The organism is Dorea acetigenes, assembly GCF_025567385.1.
Taxonomy (GTDB): domain Bacteria; phylum Bacillota; class Clostridia; order Lachnospirales; family Lachnospiraceae; genus Claveliimonas; species Claveliimonas acetigenes.
In genome coordinates, this window is the sequence record NZ_JAOQJU010000018.1 from 45,201 (window position 1) to 66,056 (window position 20,856).

Below are 20,856 nucleotides of genomic sequence, written 5' to 3' on the forward strand. Positions count from 1 at the left end.
ATCAATGATAACATGCCCACAAGCGAAAGGATATTTCCTATGTCCCGCGATTGTGGGCATGATTTTTTATTCGTTACTCCTATTCCAAGAAACTACCCTTTTGTGTAGGGCGGATTTGACCTTTCATGCTATAATATTCTTATCGTTATCTAACTGCGCAGATTGGTTAGAATCATTTTTCTAAGGGGGGATAAAATGAGCGAGCGTAAAAAATCCATTGTCCGGCTTTTTGCAGCGGCAGTGCTACTGTTTGTAGTCTCCGCATACCGGCAACTCAGTATGCGATACTTACCGGAGGATTTTCTGCGTCCATATCTTGTCTGGGCGGTTTATATGTTCCTGCTTTTTAGCTGGCAGCATACAATTACGACGAAAATCACACAGAAAACCATGCGCAACCACCTGACTGCCCAAAATATCGTCAGTATCCTGTATTTAACGGTCCGCTTCGTTCAGGATGCTTTCCTCTATGTCAATATTCCATGGATGCGCTTTACCGGATACTTTATCAATATCGCGGCTGTCTTCATACCACTGTTCGGGTTTTACAGCGCATTCTATCTCGGCAAGCCGGAGGATTACCAGATCAGCAAAAAGTGGTATCTGCTCCTAATCCCGGCATATTTTCTGAGCATGCTGGCACTAACCAACGATTTGCATCACTTTTTCTATTACATTGTGCCGGAGGAACCCCAGCCAAATTTGTATTTTCATCCATACATCGGCACATATATCATCTATCTGTGGGGATTGTGGATGATCGGGCATCAGGTATATGTGATTTATCAGCGAAATGATACGACAAAGTCAGACCCGCTTTACCGAAAGTTGATTCCCTTCTACGAGCCGATCCTACTGTTTCTATTTAGTATTCCTTATGCTGCTACGGCCTACGTGGTGCGGTTTGAGCTTGTGGAATATTCGGCGGGATTGATTTTCATCATCGTGCTTTGTTGGCAGCTCTATATTTTGACGGGGCTGATTCCCGTCAACACGCAGTACGAGGAAGTATTCCGGCGGTCTACGGTGGCAATGCAAATTCTTTCATCGAACGATGAGCGGATTGCAGTATCGGAAAATGCGGCGGAAATCACGCCTGCTATGCTGGAAGCTCTAAAGCAAAATCAGCATTTTTCTGCTACGGAAGATATTACCATGAACCTGCACCAAATCCCGGGCGGGTATATGGTCTGGCAAACCGATCTCTCGCAGATCAATCAGGCTTTACGAGAGCTTCAGAGTCTAAATGCAGAATTGGAAGAAAAGAGAGATCTTCTGGCGCAGGAAATCCGCATTCAATCGGATGAGACAAGTATTCAGGCACGCAATGATATTTACGACAGTCTGTCCGCGGAGGTGACCGGGCAGCTTGCTTCGCTGACAACGCTTTTATCGAAAGAATCCCTTACGGCGGATGACTGGAACCGCATCTGCCTCATCGGCACCTATATCAAACGCTTCTGCAACCTACAGCTCACTTATCAGGAACAGCAGATGATTCCGATGGGTGATTTAGCAATCAGCTTACAGGATATGGCGAAAGGTATGAAGAATCTTGGGATTCAGACAAGCTTGGATTTTTGCCCCACGTCGAATTTGGAACCGGAGTTGATTCTCCTCATTATGAAAACTTTGGAAGAGATTTTAGAGAAGGCAGATTTTCGTTTGTCTTCTGTGGTAATCCAAATCAGCGACAAGGTTTGCTTTGAGATTACCGGTACAGATCGCGAGTTTGTTCCTCGCTTTTTAGAGGGAGGATATCGTCTTCAGACAGTAAAGGTTCCGACAGGCTATCGGCTTCTGCTCTTGCAGGAGGGAGAGGGGGTGCAGTCATGAAAAAGAAACCATCGGCGAAAATGATCAAAAAGGCAATCGACTCTTATCCCGGCGGAATCTGTTTTTCCGCGCTGGATGGCCGGGTCATTCTCGTCAATGAGAAGATGAACAAGCTGGTATTGGAACTGACCGGACACACGATTCTGAACGCAAAGGTAGCGTGGGATGAACTCGCAAGCTTTTCCAGTAACGGCAAGGCGGAAAAGCTGACCCAATCCTGGCTACCGAAAGAGCCGGACAATGGAAACGGGAACACCCACCAACAGTTGTTCTTCTGCTTCTCCGACAGCTCGGTCTGGCATTTTGAACTGAGATTTCTTGATCCCAATACCGTTCAGATTGAGGCGGCGGAAATTACCGGGCTCTACCGGCTCAGCGAAGAACTGTACGAGAATACCATTCGACTGCAGGAGATGCAAAAGCGGCAGAAAGCCTTGCTGGAAAGCATCGTGGAAGTCAATTTGAATAAAGAGATTCTTGCCGCGAAAATGCATATCCATGATGAGCTGGGGCATTGTTTGCTGGCCACCACTAAGGCGATTACGGAAGACCGTCTGGCTGAGAATGCCGACACACTGCGGAAAAGCTGGAACAGTACCATTCAGGATTTTTCCAATATTTCTACCGTGTGGACGGTTCCCGATTCCTCTCTGCAGTCTGAACTGATGCAGGTTGCGGAGCTGATTGGCTGTAAGGTTACCTTCCTTGGAGAACAGCCCAAAAGCCGCAAGGCATTGCAATTACTATATGCCGCCGTTCGAGAGGCACTCACCAATGCGGTACGCCATGCGGATGCTACGGAACTGACGGTAAAAATCGAGCAGGACGAGAAAAGTTATCATATAGAGATATCCGACAACGGCGGCGTATCTGTTTCAAGTATTACCGAGGGCAATGGCCTCAGCGCATTGCGTCAGCGGCTGGAGCAGGAAGGAGCTACCCTGAAGGTACTCTGCGACAACAGTGTTTCCCTGCTTGTGGATATTCCCTTTGATTTTGACGAAGCTCAGAAAGGAGGACGAAAATGATACAGGTTTTAGTAGTAGAAGATTCCAGGATTACCCAGGACGCCATTGAAAGTCAGATTGCCAAATCAGAAAGATATGTCCTGTACGCCTCCATAGAAAATGCAGCGAATGCAGAAATTGCCTGTCTGCGCGGGTGTGTCGATTTAATCCTGATGGATGTCTGTACGGCTGATGAAGAATCCGGTCTCAAAGCTGCGTCAAAAATCAAACAGTACAACCCTAAAATTAAAATTATTATTATGACCTCCATGCCGGAACATTCCTTTATCCAAAAGGCAAAAGCTTGCGGCTGTAACGGCTTTTGGTACAAGGAATATGGCAGTACCACTTTGCTGGAGGTTTGTGACCGGGTGATGAATGGCGAATATGTTTACCCCGAGGGCACACCGATGATTCGTATCGGGTACAGCAACAGCACTGAGTTTACCAATCGGGAATTTGATATTATCCGGGAGCTTGCACAAGGCAGGAAATACGAAGAAATCGCGGCAGATCTGGATATTACGCAAAATACCGTCAAGTATCACATCAAGAACATTTTACAGAAAACAGGCTACCAGAACACCCTGCAGTTGGTAGCCGAGGTGGTAGAAAAACGGTTGATTTTACCGAAGTATTAAGGAGGATAAAAATGGGAAATTTAACAGAACATTATAATAAATTGAAGTCTGACGAACAGGAACGAAAGAATAGGAATGATTACTACAGAGATGTCATGAATAAAACGCCGTATTTGATTGAAATGCACAAACATAATTCAAATAGTGAAGGGTATCTGCTTGACTATGAGAAATCTCTGGCCTTGCAGATCACTTTGGAGCAGCAGCGGTTATTTGAGGAAGCGATCTCACTAATCAGTGATGACAAGTGGGTAACACCCCCTGTTCCAACGATAGATGACATTGACATAGTAAACATTAACAACTCTTGCAAAAAAGCTCAGTTCGATTACTGTGCTTCCGGAAAATTTCGCTGGGCAGACGGAAGCATACATCATACTCCTTGTGGCTGCCGTTTTGAAAAGCGTTATGATGTCAAAAGCGGTTTTATTGGCTCTCTGGGGAACGAGAAGAGACGAAATAAAGCACGAATGGAATGTTTTTCCGAAGTGCAAGAGTATTATCATCTTCTTCAAGAGGCGGCTTCTGGTTCGCAAGAGTATGTTCGGTTAAGCTTTAACGGCAACCGTGACACCGCGTATTTATATAAAGACGGGTCAATCTTTGCAAGAAACAAATATATCATCGAAGAAATGTCTATAGAAGATTTGGAGCAATGGCTTGCTCGAGCATTGCCTTAGTGGAGGGTCTGCAGCCGGGTGATGAACGGCGAATACATTTACCCCGAGGACGCGCCAATGATTCGTATCGGGTACAGCAACAGCACTGAGTTTACCAATCGGGAATTTGATATTATCCGGGAGCTTGCACAAGGCAGGAAATACGAAGAAATCGCGGCAGATCTGGATATTACGCAAAATACCGTCAAGTATCACATCAAGAACATTTTACAGAAAACAGGCTACCAGAACACCCTGCAGTTGGTAGCCGAGGTGGTAGAAAAGCGGCTGATTCTGCCAAAATATTAATTAAGAATCCACTGGACTTCCTGCCCAATATGCCGTAAGCTATACTTCTAAAAAGGAAAGGTGGGGTTATTATGGTTTGTACTTATGAAGAATATTTAAAGCAGCCAAAAGCGATTACATTTGAAAAAATGCAAACGATCCATGCGGAAATGCTCGCCGAGATTGGCGCAGATGTGGAAGCGCTGGAGTTATATGATGAGTTAATGAAGGTTGCAACTCGCTATGCTATAATCCGAGCAAATTGGCTACTGCTTAGCCGCGAAGAGAAAAATGAGCAAGACTCCGGCAGAACTTCCTGCCACAACTCCGTGATCACGCATTTTAATATGCTGGCGCGCTATTTAAAACAGCAAGGCAAAGCCGCCGCATGGCGTGACGAACTTGGCTATGAAGAGGATAATCCATATAACCGCAAAGCCATCGGAGACTTCGCCTGCTATTTAGCTTTCGTGAATGGAATAAATGCAAGATAATTTTTAAACCGCCGAGTTAAACTCGGCGGTATTTTACTCGCATGGACATTGTCTGCATTTTATTTCATGAATGGCATTATTCCCGTAGTGTCGGATTAGCGGAGCTTCTTGTATCGTTACTTTAGCTTATTGAATATTCTCTAATCTCGCAATAAATTCCGCTCTTTTTTCTTCGTTATAGAAAGGCATGCCAATAATTCTTGTATCTTCATTCTCAAAGAAAATATGGGAGTCGCTTTTTTCGGTAATCTCAAGCAAAAAATCCTCTTTCCATTTATCTCTTTCGAGGAGTTGGCCACCCTTTGGCTCGATAAATATTTGCCACGATACATTTCCAGTTTTCCTGTCATTAGCAAATAGCAAGAAGTCCGGCTCAAATGCTCGTCCGTCGTCAAATGAATATATCGTAACAGCCTTTTCGTTGCGCAAGAGATAGATGTCGCTCCATTTTTCAGAAAGATTCTCTATCATGCTATCTAGTGTTACAACAAGTGATTTTTCTTCGCTAGTTCCGTAATTTTCCTTATATGCGTACCAGTCTTTTTGTGCAAGATTTAACCTGTATTTTGGATTTTGCGCAATGAATTGAGGTATGCCATATTCCTTATCACTTCCAGCATCTACGGTATGATACTTACGTCTTATTGAATCTTTGAACAGCTGCGATATCGGTTTAGCAATAAACTGCTCGGTTCCTATATATCGTTCGTCATTCTGGTCAATTTGAGCTTCTATGACTGAAAGAACATATTCAGCTATATATAGCTTTTGTCGAGAAGTTAGGCTATTCTTGGTATTTTTTGAGCCCGTGACAATTATTTTTACTTTGCCAACCATAGTCATAAACTCTTCAATACTATTTAAAGCGAATATCTTTTTAGATATCCGGTTGAATCGAAACGCCTTATTCTTTGCGATAGCATGGCGGAGTATATTAGCCGGGATTAATCTACCAAAATCAAATTCAAGATTTACTATCTCGTCTGCACTATAATGCTCATTTTGGACTTCATCAAAAACCGACGTTATATGCCCAATGTTTGTAGGAAGAGATATTTCGACAATCTTCGGAAAATCAAAACCATATAGAGTAGCCTTGCGAATATCTTTAATAGATGCTTCGGTTCGCGATACGCGCTCATTTATATACACAACGCCATCGGTATAGGTTCGCGTCTTCTTAAAGGATTCTTTTAATTCTAATGTCCTTTCGACGTAATTCTCATCCATTAATCCAGACGTGACTAATGCTTGTCGAATTTCTTGAATATATTTTGGATTACTTGCCGAGTGATAATGAAGTTGCTCTATGAGCCGAAGTTCTTCATTTTCGTTGTTGTCGAACTTCCGGACATATTTCTGCTCAGGGTTATCTACTACGAATGGATAGTAGCGTGCTCCACGACCAATAAGCTGCGCTTCTCTAATCGTTGTCTTTCCCGGAGCGCCATTCCTTGCATCGCGAGTATCATATAACCGAACGATATCAAAAAGATTTAAGACATCCCATCCCTCATTTAGCATATCTACGGCGAAAATTGCACGAATTTCATTGTCCTTATCTTCGAGAGAATTCAGCCTAATCTGCTTGTCTGAATCAATATTATTGCCATCTATGAGGAGTAGCCGTTCCGACATAAAATCGTTCTTTAATTCCTCAACAATATCAGTCAATTCTAGGTTAATCTTTTTAAAAGCGTCTGCCAATATATTTGAAGCACCGGATTTCTGCTCTATTAAGTCATTTACTGACAAAGAAGTTATTAGTTCCCTAAACATTCGAAAATTAGCTTTGTTTTCTGCGATGGTTTTCGATTTAAATAAAACAACTGGCTTTAGCCAAATACCATGCCTGAGAGCAACTTTCTTTCGGTATTGCGAAATAATAATCGCTTGAAGCATACGGCTCCTAAGATCAGAGTCGACATCGTAGATGAAGACATCCTTGCTGTAGCCATCTTGACGAAAGTTTTTTAGGTCATATCTGTAGATAATACGGTCGAAATATTTATAGTAAATATTTGGATCTTCTAAATCAATTGTTGCTGTAAATTCAAGGAGGATGGGATCTTTCGCAATATCCATAATATTAGAAATAGTCGACTCCCAACTACGGTTATCTTCTAAATCATCTTTTGACAGAAGCGTAGAGGAATTATTATGATGCGCTTCATCGCCGATTAATACAATTTTCTTATTATCGAACTCTTCATATGAAAGCTTATTTTCGCGAGGAATATTCAGATCTGTATGTAATCCTTGAATGGTCGTGAAAATAATATTAATTGCATTATTATCTGTCTCAGAAAAATTCTCAACCTCGCAAATCTCAACTTTCTCGCCATCAATTTGAATATTATTCGAAAACAAATATTTGCTACTTCCGGGATTGGAGAAGTTATCTCGCGTCTTCTCGATGATATTCTTGCTGTTTACAAAGTAGATAAAATTCCGATAGCCTCGCTTATACAGATCAAGTATAAGGCTCGCCATAATTAAAGTCTTACCAGAACCAGTTGCCATATTAAATAACAACTGAATTGGAACTTTTTTGTTTACCGAATCATTATCTATATAGTGCATCCATCTGCCAATGGCTTGTTCTTGGTATGGACGTAATTTATGGGAGAGGTTCTCACGAATATGCTTAGGCGTCGACGGGAAAGATATTCCCGATGCCGTCACCATGTTATATTTCTCGTATAGTGGTTTATCTGGAGTCATTTTTATGCTCCGTAGAATTCTTTGTTATGTTTTTTGTCTGCTTCAGAAATATTGTAGGTTTTATCTTCAATCTCGGAATAATTCAAGTAGAGCGTGTTGTTATCTATGAGATCAAGAAGGATATGCTTTTTATCCGCTAATGATAATTTTTCGAACTCATCCGCATTAACTTTCTTCGGATCTACGCGATAGGATAAGAATGATGAATGAAGAACTTCATCGAGCAACTCCGACATATTGTCTCCGTTGCTCATTTTTATGCGCTCACGGAATTTATTTGCGTCATTCTTGATATTGCAATAAACGAATGAGCCGCCACCGGTCCAATTAACGGATTTCGATATGCCGCCCTTATGGCCGCCAATAACGTCCTTAAGGCGCTTTATGGAAATATCTTCAATGTAATGCATCTGTTCAATACCAATGTACTGGCGCCCCATCTTGTGTGCTACGGCGGCAGTCGTTCCGGAACCAAGGTGATAATCTAGGACAATATCACCAGGATCGGTAACGGATCCAATAATCCTCTGCAGTAACGCCTCTGGTTTTTGGCCACCAGAAAATTTCGTCCTTTCCGAAAGGTTTTTAGGATCAAGAGCAATAATGTCCTCCCAGACATCATCAATAATATACCCATTCACTTGATATATCACCTCACCTTCATCCGGTTGGCCATACTGCTTTATATATTTCCTTAAGTATGCAGCAAATCTGCTATCTGTGGTAGGATGATTACCATATCTTATTTTATTTCCATCCACGATAAATTTACCCCACCTCTTATAATCCACGGTCTCCTCGATGTTGTCTTCGTAAATTAGATTAAACTTTGGTCTATTATGTTTCTTGTACCAGAATATGGTGTCGTGTTTTTTGGGAAAATAATCTTTTACTTGGCCGACATATGTTCGATAGCGCCAAATTATCTCATTCATGAGATTATCCTCACCGAAGATTTCGTCGCAAAGCACGCGTAAATAACCATCTTGATTTTCGTCACAATGAATAAAGATAGAGCCATCGTCTGAAAGTAATTCCTTTGCCACCTGCAACCGGTTCTTTATAAATGTAAGCCAAGTTGAACGAGTAAATCTATCGTTATACATAAAGCTATCGTTGTCGGTATTGAACGGCGGATCAATATAGATAAGCTTAACCTTGCCAGCAAAGCGTTTCTTGAGCGAATGAAGGACAATGAGGTTATTGCCTTCTATAATAAGATTATCGTCTGGTTTTAGCTCATCTAATTCATGCTCGCCGTCTTTGTCGTAGCGTTTCCAGTTAGTAAAGACTTTGTCATCGAGAATGGTGGTTATTTGATCCGGAGCGAGAACTTCATTAAAAAAGACTTCGTCGCGCTTTTGATCCTCTTTAGTCTGACCGCCTTCTAGAACACAATCTTTATACGGCCAGTTTAGTACGACCCGGTTATCGTCGGATATAAAATTATCACCGGAAGCCAAGCCGATCTTTGAAGAGAATCGCGTGTATGAGTCCGGCAAGAATTCCTTTTGCGAAATAAACTGAAGAAATACATCTTTCTTGAAAATTAATCCAGCTTCAGTCTCTGTGAAAAATAATTCCTTAATAATGTTATCGCTTAACAATAAGCTAAACAATCCGGCGTCATATTTTCTTGCCAGTTCGGCAAGCATATTTTTATTCAACTTCTCATCAATTACAAATTCGCTATTGCTTTTTAATAGCTCAGCTAATCTATCATAGTATTTTTGCATTTTTGCTCCATATTACTCTATTTATAGATTAGCATATCTTTGAAAAATAATACTGGACGCCTAATCGAAATGTGAAGTAAGCTAATTCTAGAGAGAAGTTATTTCCTGGAGAGGTGCGAGTATTATGAAGGATTTAAATGATAAGAGCTATTCGTATCCCTTGAATGGCAGTTCTCCAGAATTATGCTTTTGATATTCAATTACTGCTTGCGCAAATCTATCTATATCATTTCTGCGCTGAGTATTTCTTTGGCTGCGCTGCAGAGCCGGTAATGCAATGAAGACCATCAAAAAGATAAGCCCACCGATAGCCAGAACTAGAACAACTTCGATGATAGTAAAGCCTTTTTAGCTTCGTTATCCTTTAGTTTCCCCCTAAGAAATTTTGACATGTTTTTCTCCAGTGTTTTATTGTTCTTATGCTATTTTAGTGTACTATACTCAGACTGTTGTAGGTTGGTTCTATTGCAGAAAATGCAAAGCATTTGGAGATTATTGTATTTCGTTTTTCTTCCTTTAACCAAGAAAGATAAATTAAAAGGATGTAATTTCGCTACCTCTGCCGAGTTCTTGGTTTTGTGCATATTGCATTAAAATACTATTGACATTTTTGCTATTTTATGATATTTTACCAACAAGAATGTACATTTAGATCATTAACATCCTGAATCAGAGCATTATCTTCTATGGGTAGGTCGTGGGAATTGAAAGAATTGAAAAGAACTTAGAATGGAAGAAATATAGATTTTAGGCAATAAAACAAATGACTGCGAGCCTGTAGCGGAATGGCGAAGAGGTGAGCAGTGCGGCCTAAAAACAGCACAGGATGTATAGATAAAAACCTAAAAGTAATCCGCCAAGATGCGTAAGAAGTCTTGGCTGATTTTTTGTCTACATTAACTTATTTTTATCAAATCCAGGAGTTTCTATCCAAAATTCAGGAGCTTTATCGTCATTGACAACTCCCGCCGTAGATAGATTCTCTTTAGAGAGATAAATAGCGGGCTCCCCATCATTCTCGGAACTTGTTTGCCGTTTATAAATATACTTATATCCTTCTCTTTTTTTCTGTTCCAGAAATTCATCCATATCATCGAAATTAACAACTTCTTTCGATATCAGGCGCGGCAGCTTGGCTTCGAATTGGAGTATTCGCCCCGATAATATGTGCTCATCTATGGGAATCACAAACATCGATTCTTTAGGTATTTCATATTTTTCAAAAACATGTTTAATTCCCTCTATTGAAGATGTTTTTAGTTGCTTTATCTCTAATATGGCAGAAAAGAAGCACAGAATCCTCAAGCCATAGAGCTCATCTTCAGCCATTTTGTCTCTACATTTTAGAATTGCTAACGCGAAATACTTGTAGTCATCATCTGTGAATCTAGAGTCGTTAACTTGTTTGAGGGCCGCATTCTTATGTTCGTCTATAGTGCCATCCAGCGCAGCTCTACACATTTCGCGAAATATTTCCCCCGCTTGATAACTCACTGTATTATTTTCTAATTCCCGAATAGCCTTTTCAACGTCCCGGCTTAAATGTGGGATATATTTTACATAATCTTCACGCAATATAGCGACTTCTAATGCATGCGCAAGAAATAAACAAGACTCCTCTAGATTGTCATCTTTTAATGCGGATACTGCTTCTGAATACTCTTGGTTAAATTGTTCTCGTATTTCCGCAGGAATAGAAAGATCATCTTGAGTAAGATTCCAAATTTCTTTTAAAAGATTATAGTGGTCATACTTAGAGATTGCGCTAGGAAATATTCTCTGAAAATGTTGCTGTATTAATTTAAGGGAATCTTTTCTCCGAAAAGTGTTCTGAATATCGTCTGCGATTTTGCGACCACCCTTCCTATATCTTGAAAGCGTTGCTGCATCGATGGAACTATCGCCTTCTCCAATTAAATTCTGCTTTTCAGATTCATTCATGGCAGCACACAGTAGAATATATTTATCTACGTTATCGGCGTTAGCTTTAATAAATCTGATAGATTCTATTTCTGGATTAAAAGTACCCCTGCAATATTCTCTAAATATTTTTTCATAATTCATATAATTTAAATTTTTTTCCATAATAATATCCCTCTTCATGTCAACAAAAATGTCAACTCAATGTCAATTGGTCTTTCATATATTCTTGCTTCGGTTCGTAATACAATAGCATCAAGAAAAGCGGGAGGTTCCAAAAGTAGAATCTGAATACTTTAAACTACTTGTATTATAACATTTTTCTCGCTTTTTTCAATCCATCGTAAAGGAGGTGAGATCTATGATGGAATCTCTGAAACTGAGAAGCGATATCGTCTCTATGGCTGATATCGGTCCTAAAGACGGCAGTAGTGTAGGTCAGGATACTGATTTTACGCGTTCTCTTCCGCCAGGAACCTTTAGATCTAAAAGTTTCTAATTTTACATCTTTTTGCGAAGAGTCTACTGGCTCTTCGCAATCTTCTACAGAAAGAAGGTGCAAAGAATGTACGGAGAACACGTAAGATTGCTCTACCGAGATATAGATGACTGCATGACATTTGATTTTGTATTCTTTGATCTTGGTCTTCGAACGGAATCTTGGCGCATCTATATCATTAAAAATATCGATTACGGTAATCGACCAAGTGATGGGCACAGTACGCACAGACTGAAGGACGAAGATGAAACCTATGAATATATCTGCTGGGATGGCGAATTGATGAGTCTCGAGGACGCAAAGCAAGTTGCGGCTGTTTGGGCGGATTGCACATCTAGATATATTAGAGGACTACGAAGTTTCGACTCATATGTTTCGCGGCTCACCGGAAGTTAATGTAGGCATATCTAATACACAAATAAACACGGAGGATAAAAATATGTTTTTAAAGAAAATTAAAGAAGGCTTAAAACCCACACCAGACACGCTTAAAGACTTGCAGAAATCACTCGCATATCAAACCCCTGAGCAGCTTGCCATGCTTGGATCGTCGGACGGAAAAGAGGTAGATGTCACGTTCTATATTAGTAAATCAAAGTCTACGCAAATTAGTTGCGAGCCGGATGTTGAAATTTGCAACAAAGTTATTCAGGAGTGGCATAGAAAAGGCATTGAATTTTGCGGATTTGCGCATTCGCATCCGGGCGCCTATTCACGACTGTCCGTTTCAGATATAGAATATGGCGGCAAAATCATGGATACCTTAGACATGGATAGCATCGAATTGCCGATCGTCATATTAGACCCGCGACTTGACGGTGGCTGTACTGTTTTCTGGTATACGCTCTATCATGACAGAAGCTTCATTGGCAATCCTCGTGAAGTCTATACATTGCCTGGAGATCAACCCGAGATGCCAGAAAATTTTCATTCAAGAATTAGTAAGACGCTTCCGATTGAGATACTGAAAGATTCCACTATCATTCAGATTGGCTGTGGCGGTTCGGTCGGAGCTACAGAGGCTTTAGCAAGATGTGGAATCGGCAGGTTTATACTTATAGACCCGGATATTTGCAATCCACATAATATCCTAACGCAGAGATCATATTTGGCTGAATCGGGCCAAGCAAAAGTGAAAGCTCTCGCAAATAAGATTCTCAATGTTAATCCAAAAGCAAAAGTAGATATTTATTGGAAGGCTATTACTGACGATACTACGATCGAAGAATTTACGAACATGCTTCCAAAGGATATCTTAGAAGACTTTGGCAAGGTATTAGTAGTGGCGAGCACGGATAATTTTCATGCGCAGGATGCGATTCTTAATATTGCATTAAAATTAGGTGTCCCGTTCATGGCGCCTCAGATGTATGAAGGTGGATTAGCTTCGGAAATTGTGTTTTATTACCCTGGCGTCACTAAGACTTGTCCTAAATGTATTTTACATAGTCGATATGAAGCATATAAAAAAGGCTACAAGAACACGGTAACTTCAGAAGGGACTATTTATCCATCAGTATTGCAGACGAATGCTATCGAGGTGCAAGTCGCATTAATGTTGCTACTATATCACAAAGGCGACTATAGATATTCAGGTATGCTGGATCGTGTTGCGGACCGCAATCTTGTACTTTTAAGATTGGCGCCGAACGCCGGCGAAGCATATGGCTTAAATTTTCTCGATACTGCAATGGATGAGAGATTCTCTTTCTTCGGTGAAGCATTATGGGTTCCTGTAAAACCGATGGAAAATTGTCCTATCTGTAACTGTAATGAAGTAGTTGCATAGCTTGGAGGTGATTCTATTGTTGGATTACGAAGTATTTAAAATGGCAGATTTATCGGAACTTAAAGATGCGATGGATACGCTGGATGATAAGCCTATTGGCGCTACTTATGATTACGAATGTCGCCTTACGGAATCTTGCATACCGAGAGAGCTGACTGTTAAGTTTTGGAAACCAAGTCCTAATACATATGGACTGTTTACAGATCCGCACTTTGCGTATTCGGGAGGTAACTTGTTAATTAAAATGCTTTCCGATGTTCATGCACTCAAATTTGATTGCTGGAATACTTTTGAGCAGGGACTGCGGTTAATCGGCGAGGGGGATAATGTATCCCCCGCTCCTTCACTAAACACTCCATCTGTGGGGCAAACTCCGCAATTAGAGTCAGATGAAGGCATGATGCCACGGACAGACGTCTCTACTATTACGGACTGGGATTTAATTTCAATGCCAGAAAGCAATACCGCTGTTCGCACCGTAGATTATCTCGACATTCTCAGCAAATTGAGCCAGAGCATCATGGGACAAGAAGATCAGCTTAAAACTATTTCTTTTATTACCGCTCAGCATGTCAACAAGCTGAAGCCTAATAAGCCAGTATCTTTTATGTTCTCTGGGCCGCCTGGTGTTGGAAAATCTGAGACTGCGAAGGTCTTAGCATCTGCTCTCACAGAGCTTACGGGACATCACTATTCTGAATTGAAAATAGATTTTAATACTTTCACTGAAGCTCATACTGTGCATAGACTGACTGGAGCGCCTGCGGGATATATAGGATATGACGACGAGCCGCTTTTTGAAACAATAGCGAAAAATGAGAGGACAGTCGTGGTGGCTGACGAAATCGACAAAGCGCATCCAGAGGTATTGAAGATATTTATGTCCATATTGGATGCGGGCGAATGTATTGCCAATAAACCTAGACCTGATGGTTCTCGGGAATATAACTTTAAAAACTGTATCTTTATTTTTACTTCAAACTACAACCTTGCATCAGGCGATAGTTCAGTGTTCGATAAGCAGCGTATTGGATTTATCGTACGTGATTTCGCCGAATCTTCGGACACATCTGATGAAGGCGTAACTGTAGATTATGAAAACGCCGAGCAAAAAGAAATCGCAAAAACTCTGCCTATGCAGATATATGAGAAAAATGAACAAGCTCGTAAGAACTTTGTGAAAGTCGGAACTTTGAGAGAAATCGCATCAAGATTCCAATGTTTTGTTAACTTTGATCCATTATCCAAACAGGCAAAGTGCAAGATTTTGGCGAAGCAAATTGTGGAATCAGGACTTGAATACTCCCACTCCATCTCATACATAGCGCCGGGTATTATGCAAGGAATTATCGATGCGGCAATGTCGGGAGACAGCTTGACCGTCCGATCCTTCCGAGCCATTATTGAGGGTTATCTTGCCCCGCTTTTTGCTAGCACGGAAATACTGGAAAACCAAACTTATCGTCTTGAAGGCACCTTGGATGCTCCTCGAATGATACCGCAATAGGAAGCATGTTTTTCTGAAAAACATAAACTGTTGTAAAAAATACAACAGCGTAAAAACTGTTATTTTTTACACTTTTGACCCCTGTTAAGGAGTGACGAATCGCTTAAATAGCCAGAAAAAATCATTATATTTTTTGCTTACAGTACATGTTTTACTCAACTCAAAGGCAGCAAGCCTTAGAACATTAAAATGCATTGGGCGCACCAAGTGAGTCGCCCGGAAAGGAGGCACCTATGCCAGATCAAAGACACCCTACAACCGAACCTCTCATCTCTACGACCGAATTCACTGCTCCTTCGACAAAGTTAGTGTGGCCGGAACCTCGTAAAAAGTTCAGCGTTATAGTCGCAGATCCGCCTTGGGATAAAGATCAAAAAGGCAGACATGGTGCAGGAAGACATTACAATCTCATGACTCTTGACTCCATCATGAATATGCCAGTTGAAGATTTGGCTGAAGAAAATGCACATCTTTGGCTATGGGTAACGAACAGTACATCGCATGATGCATTTCATGTGATGGAAAAATGGGGCTTCACCTTCCGTAGGATGTTCCACTGGGATAAACCAGTGATGGGACTTGGAAATTATGGCAGAACTGCAAGTGAGGCAGTTTATCTAGGAACACGAGGTAAAGCACCAGTTAAATTCCGCTCGCAACCCGACTGGTTCTTTAGTCCGCGCCAAGATCATTCACATAAGCCTGAAGAATTCTTCGCAATCGTTGAGAGGCTTTATGACGGACCTTATCTCGAGTTATTTGCCCGTAGACATCCAAGCAGTAATAAAGATTGGAGTGTTTGGGGTAACGAGATTGAATCAGATATATTTATCCCCGGCTATCCGGTTCCTAAGTATAGTGCGAAGGCCATTCTGCCGAAGGAGGAGGCGTAATGAATAATGAACTCTCCAGAAAGCCTGATTTCAAGAATCCTGAAGATAGCAGTCTCACTCGTCATCTCGGCTTATCTTATCAAGATGAGTGTCTGTATTATAGCGAGCGTTTGGAAAATCATTGCACTCATCGCTGTCATTGGCATTGGCCTCTACATCGCCATTCGTATCTGGCGGAACCGGCATGGCGGGCAATGGTAGGAGGACCGCATTATGGCTAGAAGCGAACTCACGGATATTACTTGGAAAGAAGTAATCTGGCACCGACCATTTAAGCTAGAACAGGTAATAGACATGCTAAACCATCTTGCTGCTCTGAAGAATCGGGGTGCTATCATCTGGGAAACTCGAGCCAGCAATGGCAAGATTATTCACCTCATAGGTACACAGACCCGATTCTGGAATAGAGTTGCCGAGACTATAAAAGTACATGGAGATATTGAATTCTATAGCTTTGAAAAGGAGCACCGGGCGGTAATCACGACCGCCCGGAAGCTCAAGATATCACACTCGAATCTGTCGCTCAGAACAGATATAACGGAGTCGACAATTCGAGCAGGACTTGCAGCCTTAGCTGCTACAGCTCCAAACGAAGAAGCTGTACTTCAGATTATACTAGGAAAAGCTTTTTCTCCAAATGTTCTCCCTAAGAACATATCTGATCCTTCCATGACTTGGCTGGATGCTGCCCTCGGGCATGCCACGCAAGCAAGCGCAGAAACCAGAAAATCTATGAAGGAGAAAGCTGAACAGTATAATTTCGAGTCGGTTATTCGTATAGGCGTTACGAATAAGGCGGCTAGTAGTCGCATTGGCAACATCGCATGCGCATTTCGAGTCTTAGAATCGGTTGGAGTCAGGATTACTGAAGAAAAGGAAAAGGCAGAAAATCTTAATCTCGCACATATTCCTTGGCAATTTCCATTAAAGCTCTCCATTAAAGAGCTAGCCAGTTTTCTACTCCTGCCTTTTGGTATCGATGAACTACCGGGTACGCTCGGTCTGCATCCACGCATGGTGCATCCACCAGAATGGTATGCGAATCCACGCCATATGAGCCAGGACAGAACTTTTGCTGAATCTCTTAATCCGTCAAACGCGCAGAAACTGAGTATTTCGCCAGAGGCTGCTCTGGAACACACTATCATCCTCGGTCCGACCGGATCCGGTAAGTCTACTGCGATGCTGAACCTCATCCTTGCAGATATTAATGCCGGACGTAGTGTTTTAGTACTCGATCCCAAAGCTGATCTCGTTACTAATATTTTGGAGCGTATCCCGATGGATCGAGCTGATGATGTAGTGGTTATAAATCCCGCAGATGATCAGCCAGTTGGTTTTAATCCCCTATCTCTACCCGGAGATTCTACATTAATAGCCGATGCAATTCTCGCAGTATTCAAAGAGATATTCTCAGACAATTGGGGGATAAGAACTCAGGATGTGCTTAGTGCCGCTCTCATGACCCTATGTGCTACCAAGGATGTAACACTCCTTTGGCTTCCAGCTCTTCTCATGGACGAAAACTTCCGCGAGAAAATCACTAAGGATATTAAAGATAAAATTGCACTCAAACCTTTCTGGGATACTTTTAGTAACCTCAGACCAGCCGAACGTGAGCAATGGGTAGCTCCAGTACTTAATAAGGTTAGGCAGTTTTTGTTCAGGCCAGGACTGCGAGGCATTTTAGGACAAAGCAATCCAAAGTTTCAACTGACCGATTTATTTTACCAGCGCAAGATAGTCCTAGTCCCCCTTAATAAGGGCGTAATCGGGGCAGAAAGCGCCAAACTCCTTGGTAGCCTAATCGTAGGCCTAAGCTGGACGTTAGCCCTTTCTCGGGCGAATATTCCGCCGGAGAAGCGGCACCTGGTCTCCTTATATATAGACGAGCTACAAGATTATCTGAGTTTGCCAACCGATCTTTCTGATGCATTAGCACAGGCTCGTGGACTTGGTGTTGGTATTACGATGGCTCATCAATATCGCGCACAGCTCCCACGGGAGATTCAGGCAGGCGTTGATGCGAATGCGAGGAATAAGATCGTATTTGGACTTAATGCAAGCGATGCTCGAGACATAGCAGCGATGGCTCCAGATCTAACCATGCTGGATTTTATGAGCCTACCAAGATACCACGTCTACACTAACTTCATGTACTACGGTAGACCGACTGGCTGGGTTCAAGGCAAGACCTGTCCACCGACGCACATGCTGCATACTGCCGCTGACATTAGTGCCAGAAGTCAGATACGCTATGGCCGCCCAAGAGATGAAGTTGAGTCGGATTTTATCAAGCTTATGGAGTCAAATGAAGAAAGCCCCAACGGCGAAACCGATGAAAGTATTATCGGAAGGCGCAGAATCATCTGACCTTCCGCTAGACCTTTCGCGCCCCTAAGAACTTTAAAATAAGCGGCAAGCTTCGCCGACATAAGCATTTTCTGGGAAGCGACTGTTAGCTCTACCGAGCTAACTTCGCCCGCCCCCGAGGAGGACTCTATGACGAAAACTGTAACCGACCGAATGTTGCGGATATATGCACAACGTCTAAGCGACCGAGATATTGCGATCCTCAAATCACTGGCAAAATGTACCTTTATGCTGACCGGGCAAATCCAACGTCTCCATAACACCGATGCTTCAACTCAGACGGCAGCTCTTCGAGCTACAGCTCGTGAAATGAAAAAACTCAAAGAATATGGTCTCGTCAAAAATCTAGACCGAAGAATTGGTGGCGTCAGAGGTGGCTCATCGTCTCTGGTCTGGCACTTAAGTGAAGCCGGATATAGATTGCTGAAACTTGACTCACGCGAGAAGAAGACTCGCAAGCGCCACCTTGAACCTTCACTCAATCACTTAAATCACGCTATTGCAGTGTCTGCCTGTTATGTATGCATCCATGAAATCTGTCAGCAAAATCCAAACATAAGTCTTGACCAGGTAGATACGGAACCAGGCTGTTGGCGACCATACTCTCATCATGGCAGTACTGTCCACCTCAAACCAGATCTCTTTCTCGCAATGAAATGTGGCGAATATGAAGACCGCTGGTTTATTGAGATAGATCTAGCAACTGAGTCTCCGGCAACTATCCTCAAAAAGTGTGAGCGTTACTACGATTATTACAGGACTAATCTGGAACAACGTAAGCACGGTGTGTTCCCTGCTATTATCTGGATTGTTCCGGATAAGGCGCGAAAGGAGGTGCTACAAACCACAATCGCTAAGGCCAACCAGAAAAACACAAAAATGTTTCTCATTATTATGCCAGATGATCTCGAGAAGATAATTGTTAACGGCTTTGACAGCAAAGATCTCTGCTAGGGGTTACCTCTAGCAGAGACGTCAAAGGCCTGCGGCATGCAAGTCGAGACATCCTGCTGAGACGAAAAGGCCAGATGACTGTTTTTACTAATTTTAACGAAAGGAATTACATGATACAAAGACCAAGCCAGGAAGAGATTGAAAAAGGCTTAGCGGAATTTAAGGGCGACTACAAAAGACTGCTCCGAAACATCACGAATTGTTTGGAGTTTGATTATAAGGCAATCTGTTCGCTCAGAACGCTCTTAGCTGATTCTAAGGAAGATATCGCTGAAATCAAAAGAACCATCCGTCCATATGTCGTAGATCTCATCTATGTCTTGATTCTCGATGAAAAAGATCTGAATAGCGGCGAATACGGGGTGGATGAAGAATGACGCGAAAAACTCTCACCGAAGAAGAAATTAAAAGCAAATACAACTCTATTTCAGAATGCCTTGCCATCTGCTATATCCAATCCAAGAGAATATTGGAAGACGCAGAATTACTCAATATGGATACGAAGCCTATCAAAGAAGATTTGGCCTGTTTCATTCAAGAATTTATGCAACTTTGTATGTAGCAAGTACCTTTTAAAACAAACACAGCAAAACAAAACATTAGAGCCTTTTGTAGTCTATGCAAAAGATGCTCTCGGCTTGCATACCCCAGGCCTTTGGCAAAATGTTATTGCGCTTGGATTCAAGAACGAATTAGTCGGCGTTTCTGGCTAAGTACCTTATACATCTCAAAACAGACTAGCTTATAGTAGAACTTTCTTAAAAGTGGCCGGAGGCCTGAAGCGTGCAAGTCAGACAAATATAAGGAGATAAAACTAATGAGTAAGAAAAATACACGAGGTCGCAAAATGCATTCAGATTCTGTCCGAGTTACTCCTGTATTTCGAGAAGAACCGGATATTGAAAAACTTGGATTTGCATTAATCGAAATTGCGAAGAGTCTCGCTAATAAAGATAACTAAAGAAAGGAATTCATGAAAAATATCACCCCTTCCTGCAATAAGGAGAATGATATGTCGTAGCTATTATGGCATGAAATATATAAGCTAAGGTCGTTTGGTTCATATATTGTCATTTTCCTAAAATAAACGACAGCACATTAAAAGGTATATATGTCCACTAGAAAGGAGGAAACAAGGACATCTCTCATGAGTAATTACATACTTAGGCTTAAAATGCCTAGTCGCACATTAACAATGTAGTCTTAAGAAAAGGAGGTCTTCATTATGATGACTAAGAAAATCAAGGAACAGATTCTTGCTATTCGAGATACCGGAGAAACTAATATGTTTGATGTCAATGCGGTTCAGTATATTGCTGATCGCGAAGGCTATTATGAACTGGTCGTCTATCTGATGGATAACCGCAAAGAGTATAGTAACTTCATTATGACGGGCACCGCACCTGGGCTTGAAAATGATGACGACGAAAAGTAACTGAAAAACGTAGGGTAGTGTCAAGTAATCTATGAAAAAACTGAGTTAAAAAAATAGGCTCAGATGAACCTTGAAAATTGCAGATATGTTAGTGATTGGCA

20 protein-coding genes and 1 pseudogene are annotated in these 20,856 nt (G+C 41.8%); 17 read left to right on the forward strand and 4 right to left on the reverse strand.

Going from position 1 to position 20,856, the window contains the following annotated elements; genetic code table 11:
• The first annotated feature begins 195 nt into the window (after positions 1-195).
• From OCV99_RS12735 to OCV99_RS12760, 6 genes are all read left to right on the forward strand, one after another.
• Positions 196-1,836, forward strand: a complete 1,641-nt coding sequence (locus OCV99_RS12735) for a hypothetical protein (protein ID WP_158371060.1) — start codon at positions 196-198, stop codon at positions 1,834-1,836.
• Positions 1,833-2,864: a sensor histidine kinase gene (locus tag OCV99_RS12740; protein WP_158371061.1), complete on the forward strand. Its 1,032-nt coding sequence runs from the start codon at positions 1,833-1,835 to the stop codon at positions 2,862-2,864. Before OCV99_RS12735 ends, OCV99_RS12740 begins: the two co-directional genes overlap by 4 nt.
• Entirely contained in the window at positions 2,861-3,484 is a 624-nt protein-coding gene (locus tag OCV99_RS12745; RefSeq protein WP_158371063.1) for a response regulator transcription factor, read from the forward strand. The genes OCV99_RS12740 and OCV99_RS12745 overlap by 4 nt, the downstream gene beginning before the upstream one ends.
• Before the next feature lie 11 nt (positions 3,485-3,495).
• Positions 3,496-4,164, forward strand: a complete 669-nt coding sequence (locus OCV99_RS12750) for a hypothetical protein (RefSeq protein WP_158371065.1) — start codon at positions 3,496-3,498, stop codon at positions 4,162-4,164.
• Between the two features lie 21 nt (positions 4,165-4,185).
• Positions 4,186-4,452 (forward strand): response regulator transcription factor, encoded by a 267-nt coding sequence (locus OCV99_RS12755; protein ID WP_262575616.1) that lies wholly within the window; start codon positions 4,186-4,188, stop codon positions 4,450-4,452.
• A gap of 71 nt (positions 4,453-4,523) precedes the next feature.
• The gene (locus OCV99_RS12760; RefSeq protein WP_158371068.1) at positions 4,524-4,925 is read left to right on the forward strand and encodes a hypothetical protein; all 402 of its coding nucleotides are present in this window, start codon (positions 4,524-4,526) and stop codon (positions 4,923-4,925) included.
• Positions 4,926-5,051: 126 nt separating this feature from the next.
• On the opposite strand, the gene OCV99_RS12765 is transcribed toward OCV99_RS12760, so the two are convergent.
• The 4 genes and pseudogenes from OCV99_RS12765 to OCV99_RS12775 all read right to left on the reverse strand — a co-directional run bounded on the left by OCV99_RS12765 (position 5,052) and on the right by OCV99_RS12775 (position 11,470).
• Entirely contained in the window at positions 5,052-7,649 is a 2,598-nt protein-coding gene (locus OCV99_RS12765; protein WP_158371069.1) for a DEAD/DEAH box helicase family protein, read from the reverse strand.
• A gap of 2 nt (positions 7,650-7,651) precedes the next feature.
• On the reverse strand, positions 7,652-9,385 hold the full coding sequence (locus OCV99_RS12770) for a DNA methyltransferase (RefSeq protein WP_158371071.1): 1,734 nt from the start codon (positions 9,383-9,385) through the stop codon (positions 7,652-7,654).
• Between the two features lie 147 nt (positions 9,386-9,532).
• Positions 9,533-9,727, reverse strand: a pseudogene (locus OCV99_RS18390) (type II secretion system protein); the annotation flags it as partial.
• A gap of 549 nt (positions 9,728-10,276) precedes the next feature.
• Positions 10,277-11,470 carry a hypothetical protein gene (locus OCV99_RS12775; protein WP_158371073.1) on the reverse strand — a complete coding sequence of 398 codons (1,194 nt, stop codon included), beginning with the start codon at positions 11,468-11,470 and terminating at the stop codon, positions 10,277-10,279.
• Between the two features lie 196 nt (positions 11,471-11,666).
• On the opposite strand from OCV99_RS12775, the gene OCV99_RS12780 reads away from it, so the two are divergent.
• The 11 genes from OCV99_RS12780 (at position 11,667) to OCV99_RS12830 (ending at position 20,755) form a co-directional block, all read left to right on the forward strand.
• Positions 11,667-11,804 carry a hypothetical protein gene (locus OCV99_RS12780; RefSeq protein WP_262575612.1) on the forward strand — a complete coding sequence of 46 codons (138 nt, stop codon included), beginning with the start codon at positions 11,667-11,669 and terminating at the stop codon, positions 11,802-11,804.
• Between the two features lie 439 nt (positions 11,805-12,243).
• A complete protein-coding gene (locus OCV99_RS12785; RefSeq protein ID WP_262575613.1) occupies positions 12,244-13,593 on the forward strand; it encodes a ThiF family adenylyltransferase in 1,350 nt (449 codons plus the stop codon).
• Positions 13,594-13,609: 16 nt separating this feature from the next.
• A complete protein-coding gene (locus tag OCV99_RS12790; protein ID WP_158371078.1) occupies positions 13,610-15,100 on the forward strand; it encodes an AAA family ATPase in 1,491 nt (496 codons plus the stop codon).
• 233 nt (positions 15,101-15,333) lie between these two features.
• A complete protein-coding gene (locus OCV99_RS12795) occupies positions 15,334-15,993 on the forward strand; it encodes an MT-A70 family methyltransferase (protein ID WP_158371080.1) in 660 nt (219 codons plus the stop codon).
• Complete coding sequence (locus OCV99_RS12800) at positions 15,993-16,214, forward strand: hypothetical protein (RefSeq protein WP_158371083.1); 222 nt, start codon at positions 15,993-15,995, stop codon at positions 16,212-16,214. Before OCV99_RS12795 ends, OCV99_RS12800 begins: the two co-directional genes overlap by 1 nt.
• Entirely contained in the window at positions 16,207-18,366 is a 2,160-nt protein-coding gene (locus OCV99_RS12805) for a type IV secretory system conjugative DNA transfer family protein (protein ID WP_158371088.1), read from the forward strand. The genes OCV99_RS12800 and OCV99_RS12805 overlap by 8 nt, the downstream gene beginning before the upstream one ends.
• A gap of 129 nt (positions 18,367-18,495) precedes the next feature.
• On the forward strand, positions 18,496-19,320 hold the full coding sequence (locus OCV99_RS12810) for a replication-relaxation family protein (RefSeq protein WP_158371090.1): 825 nt from the start codon (positions 18,496-18,498) through the stop codon (positions 19,318-19,320).
• A gap of 110 nt (positions 19,321-19,430) precedes the next feature.
• The gene (locus OCV99_RS12815; RefSeq protein ID WP_158369086.1) at positions 19,431-19,697 is read left to right on the forward strand and encodes a hypothetical protein; all 267 of its coding nucleotides are present in this window, start codon (positions 19,431-19,433) and stop codon (positions 19,695-19,697) included.
• The gene (locus OCV99_RS12820; RefSeq protein WP_158371092.1) at positions 19,694-19,882 is read left to right on the forward strand and encodes a hypothetical protein; all 189 of its coding nucleotides are present in this window, start codon (positions 19,694-19,696) and stop codon (positions 19,880-19,882) included. Before OCV99_RS12815 ends, OCV99_RS12820 begins: the two co-directional genes overlap by 4 nt.
• Positions 19,883-20,137: 255 nt before the next feature.
• Entirely contained in the window at positions 20,138-20,281 is a 144-nt protein-coding gene (locus OCV99_RS12825) for a hypothetical protein (RefSeq protein ID WP_262575615.1), read from the forward strand.
• 264 nt (positions 20,282-20,545) lie between these two features.
• Complete coding sequence (locus OCV99_RS12830; protein ID WP_465245504.1) at positions 20,546-20,755, forward strand: DUF5049 domain-containing protein; 210 nt, start codon at positions 20,546-20,548, stop codon at positions 20,753-20,755.
• The last annotated feature ends 101 nt before the right edge of the window (positions 20,756-20,856 follow it).

Bases quoted from the DNA above. Each gene is read 5' to 3' on its own strand.
- OCV99_RS12750 (WP_158371065.1), top strand. From the start codon at position 3,496: ATGGGAAATTTAACAGAACATTATAATAAATTGAAGTCTGACGAACAG.
- OCV99_RS12780 (WP_262575612.1), top strand. From the start codon at position 11,667: ATGATGGAATCTCTGAAACTGAGAAGCGATATCGTCTCTATGGCTGAT.
- OCV99_RS12745 (WP_158371063.1), top strand. From the start codon at position 2,861: ATGATACAGGTTTTAGTAGTAGAAGATTCCAGGATTACCCAGGACGCC.
- OCV99_RS12825 (WP_262575615.1), top strand. From the start codon at position 20,138: ATGAGTAAGAAAAATACACGAGGTCGCAAAATGCATTCAGATTCTGTC.
- OCV99_RS12775 (WP_158371073.1), bottom strand. From the start codon at position 11,470: ATGGAAAAAAATTTAAATTATATGAATTATGAAAAAATATTTAGAGAA.
- OCV99_RS12755 (WP_262575616.1), top strand. From the start codon at position 4,186: ATGAACGGCGAATACATTTACCCCGAGGACGCGCCAATGATTCGTATC.
- OCV99_RS12815 (WP_158369086.1), top strand. From the start codon at position 19,431: ATGATACAAAGACCAAGCCAGGAAGAGATTGAAAAAGGCTTAGCGGAA.
- OCV99_RS12735 (WP_158371060.1), top strand. From the start codon at position 196: ATGAGCGAGCGTAAAAAATCCATTGTCCGGCTTTTTGCAGCGGCAGTG.
- OCV99_RS12785 (WP_262575613.1), top strand. From the start codon at position 12,244: ATGTTTTTAAAGAAAATTAAAGAAGGCTTAAAACCCACACCAGACACG.
- OCV99_RS12795 (WP_158371080.1), top strand. From the start codon at position 15,334: ATGCCAGATCAAAGACACCCTACAACCGAACCTCTCATCTCTACGACC.
- OCV99_RS12800 (WP_158371083.1), top strand. From the start codon at position 15,993: ATGAATAATGAACTCTCCAGAAAGCCTGATTTCAAGAATCCTGAAGAT.
- OCV99_RS12805 (WP_158371088.1), top strand. From the start codon at position 16,207: ATGGCTAGAAGCGAACTCACGGATATTACTTGGAAAGAAGTAATCTGG.
- OCV99_RS12740 (WP_158371061.1), top strand. From the start codon at position 1,833: ATGAAAAAGAAACCATCGGCGAAAATGATCAAAAAGGCAATCGACTCT.
- OCV99_RS12770 (WP_158371071.1), bottom strand. From the start codon at position 9,385: ATGCAAAAATACTATGATAGATTAGCTGAGCTATTAAAAAGCAATAGC.
- OCV99_RS12765 (WP_158371069.1), bottom strand. From the start codon at position 7,649: ATGACTCCAGATAAACCACTATACGAGAAATATAACATGGTGACGGCA.
- OCV99_RS12810 (WP_158371090.1), top strand. From the start codon at position 18,496: ATGACGAAAACTGTAACCGACCGAATGTTGCGGATATATGCACAACGT.
- OCV99_RS12760 (WP_158371068.1), top strand. From the start codon at position 4,524: ATGGTTTGTACTTATGAAGAATATTTAAAGCAGCCAAAAGCGATTACA.
- OCV99_RS12830 (WP_465245504.1), top strand. From the start codon at position 20,546: ATGATGACTAAGAAAATCAAGGAACAGATTCTTGCTATTCGAGATACC.
- OCV99_RS12820 (WP_158371092.1), top strand. From the start codon at position 19,694: ATGACGCGAAAAACTCTCACCGAAGAAGAAATTAAAAGCAAATACAAC.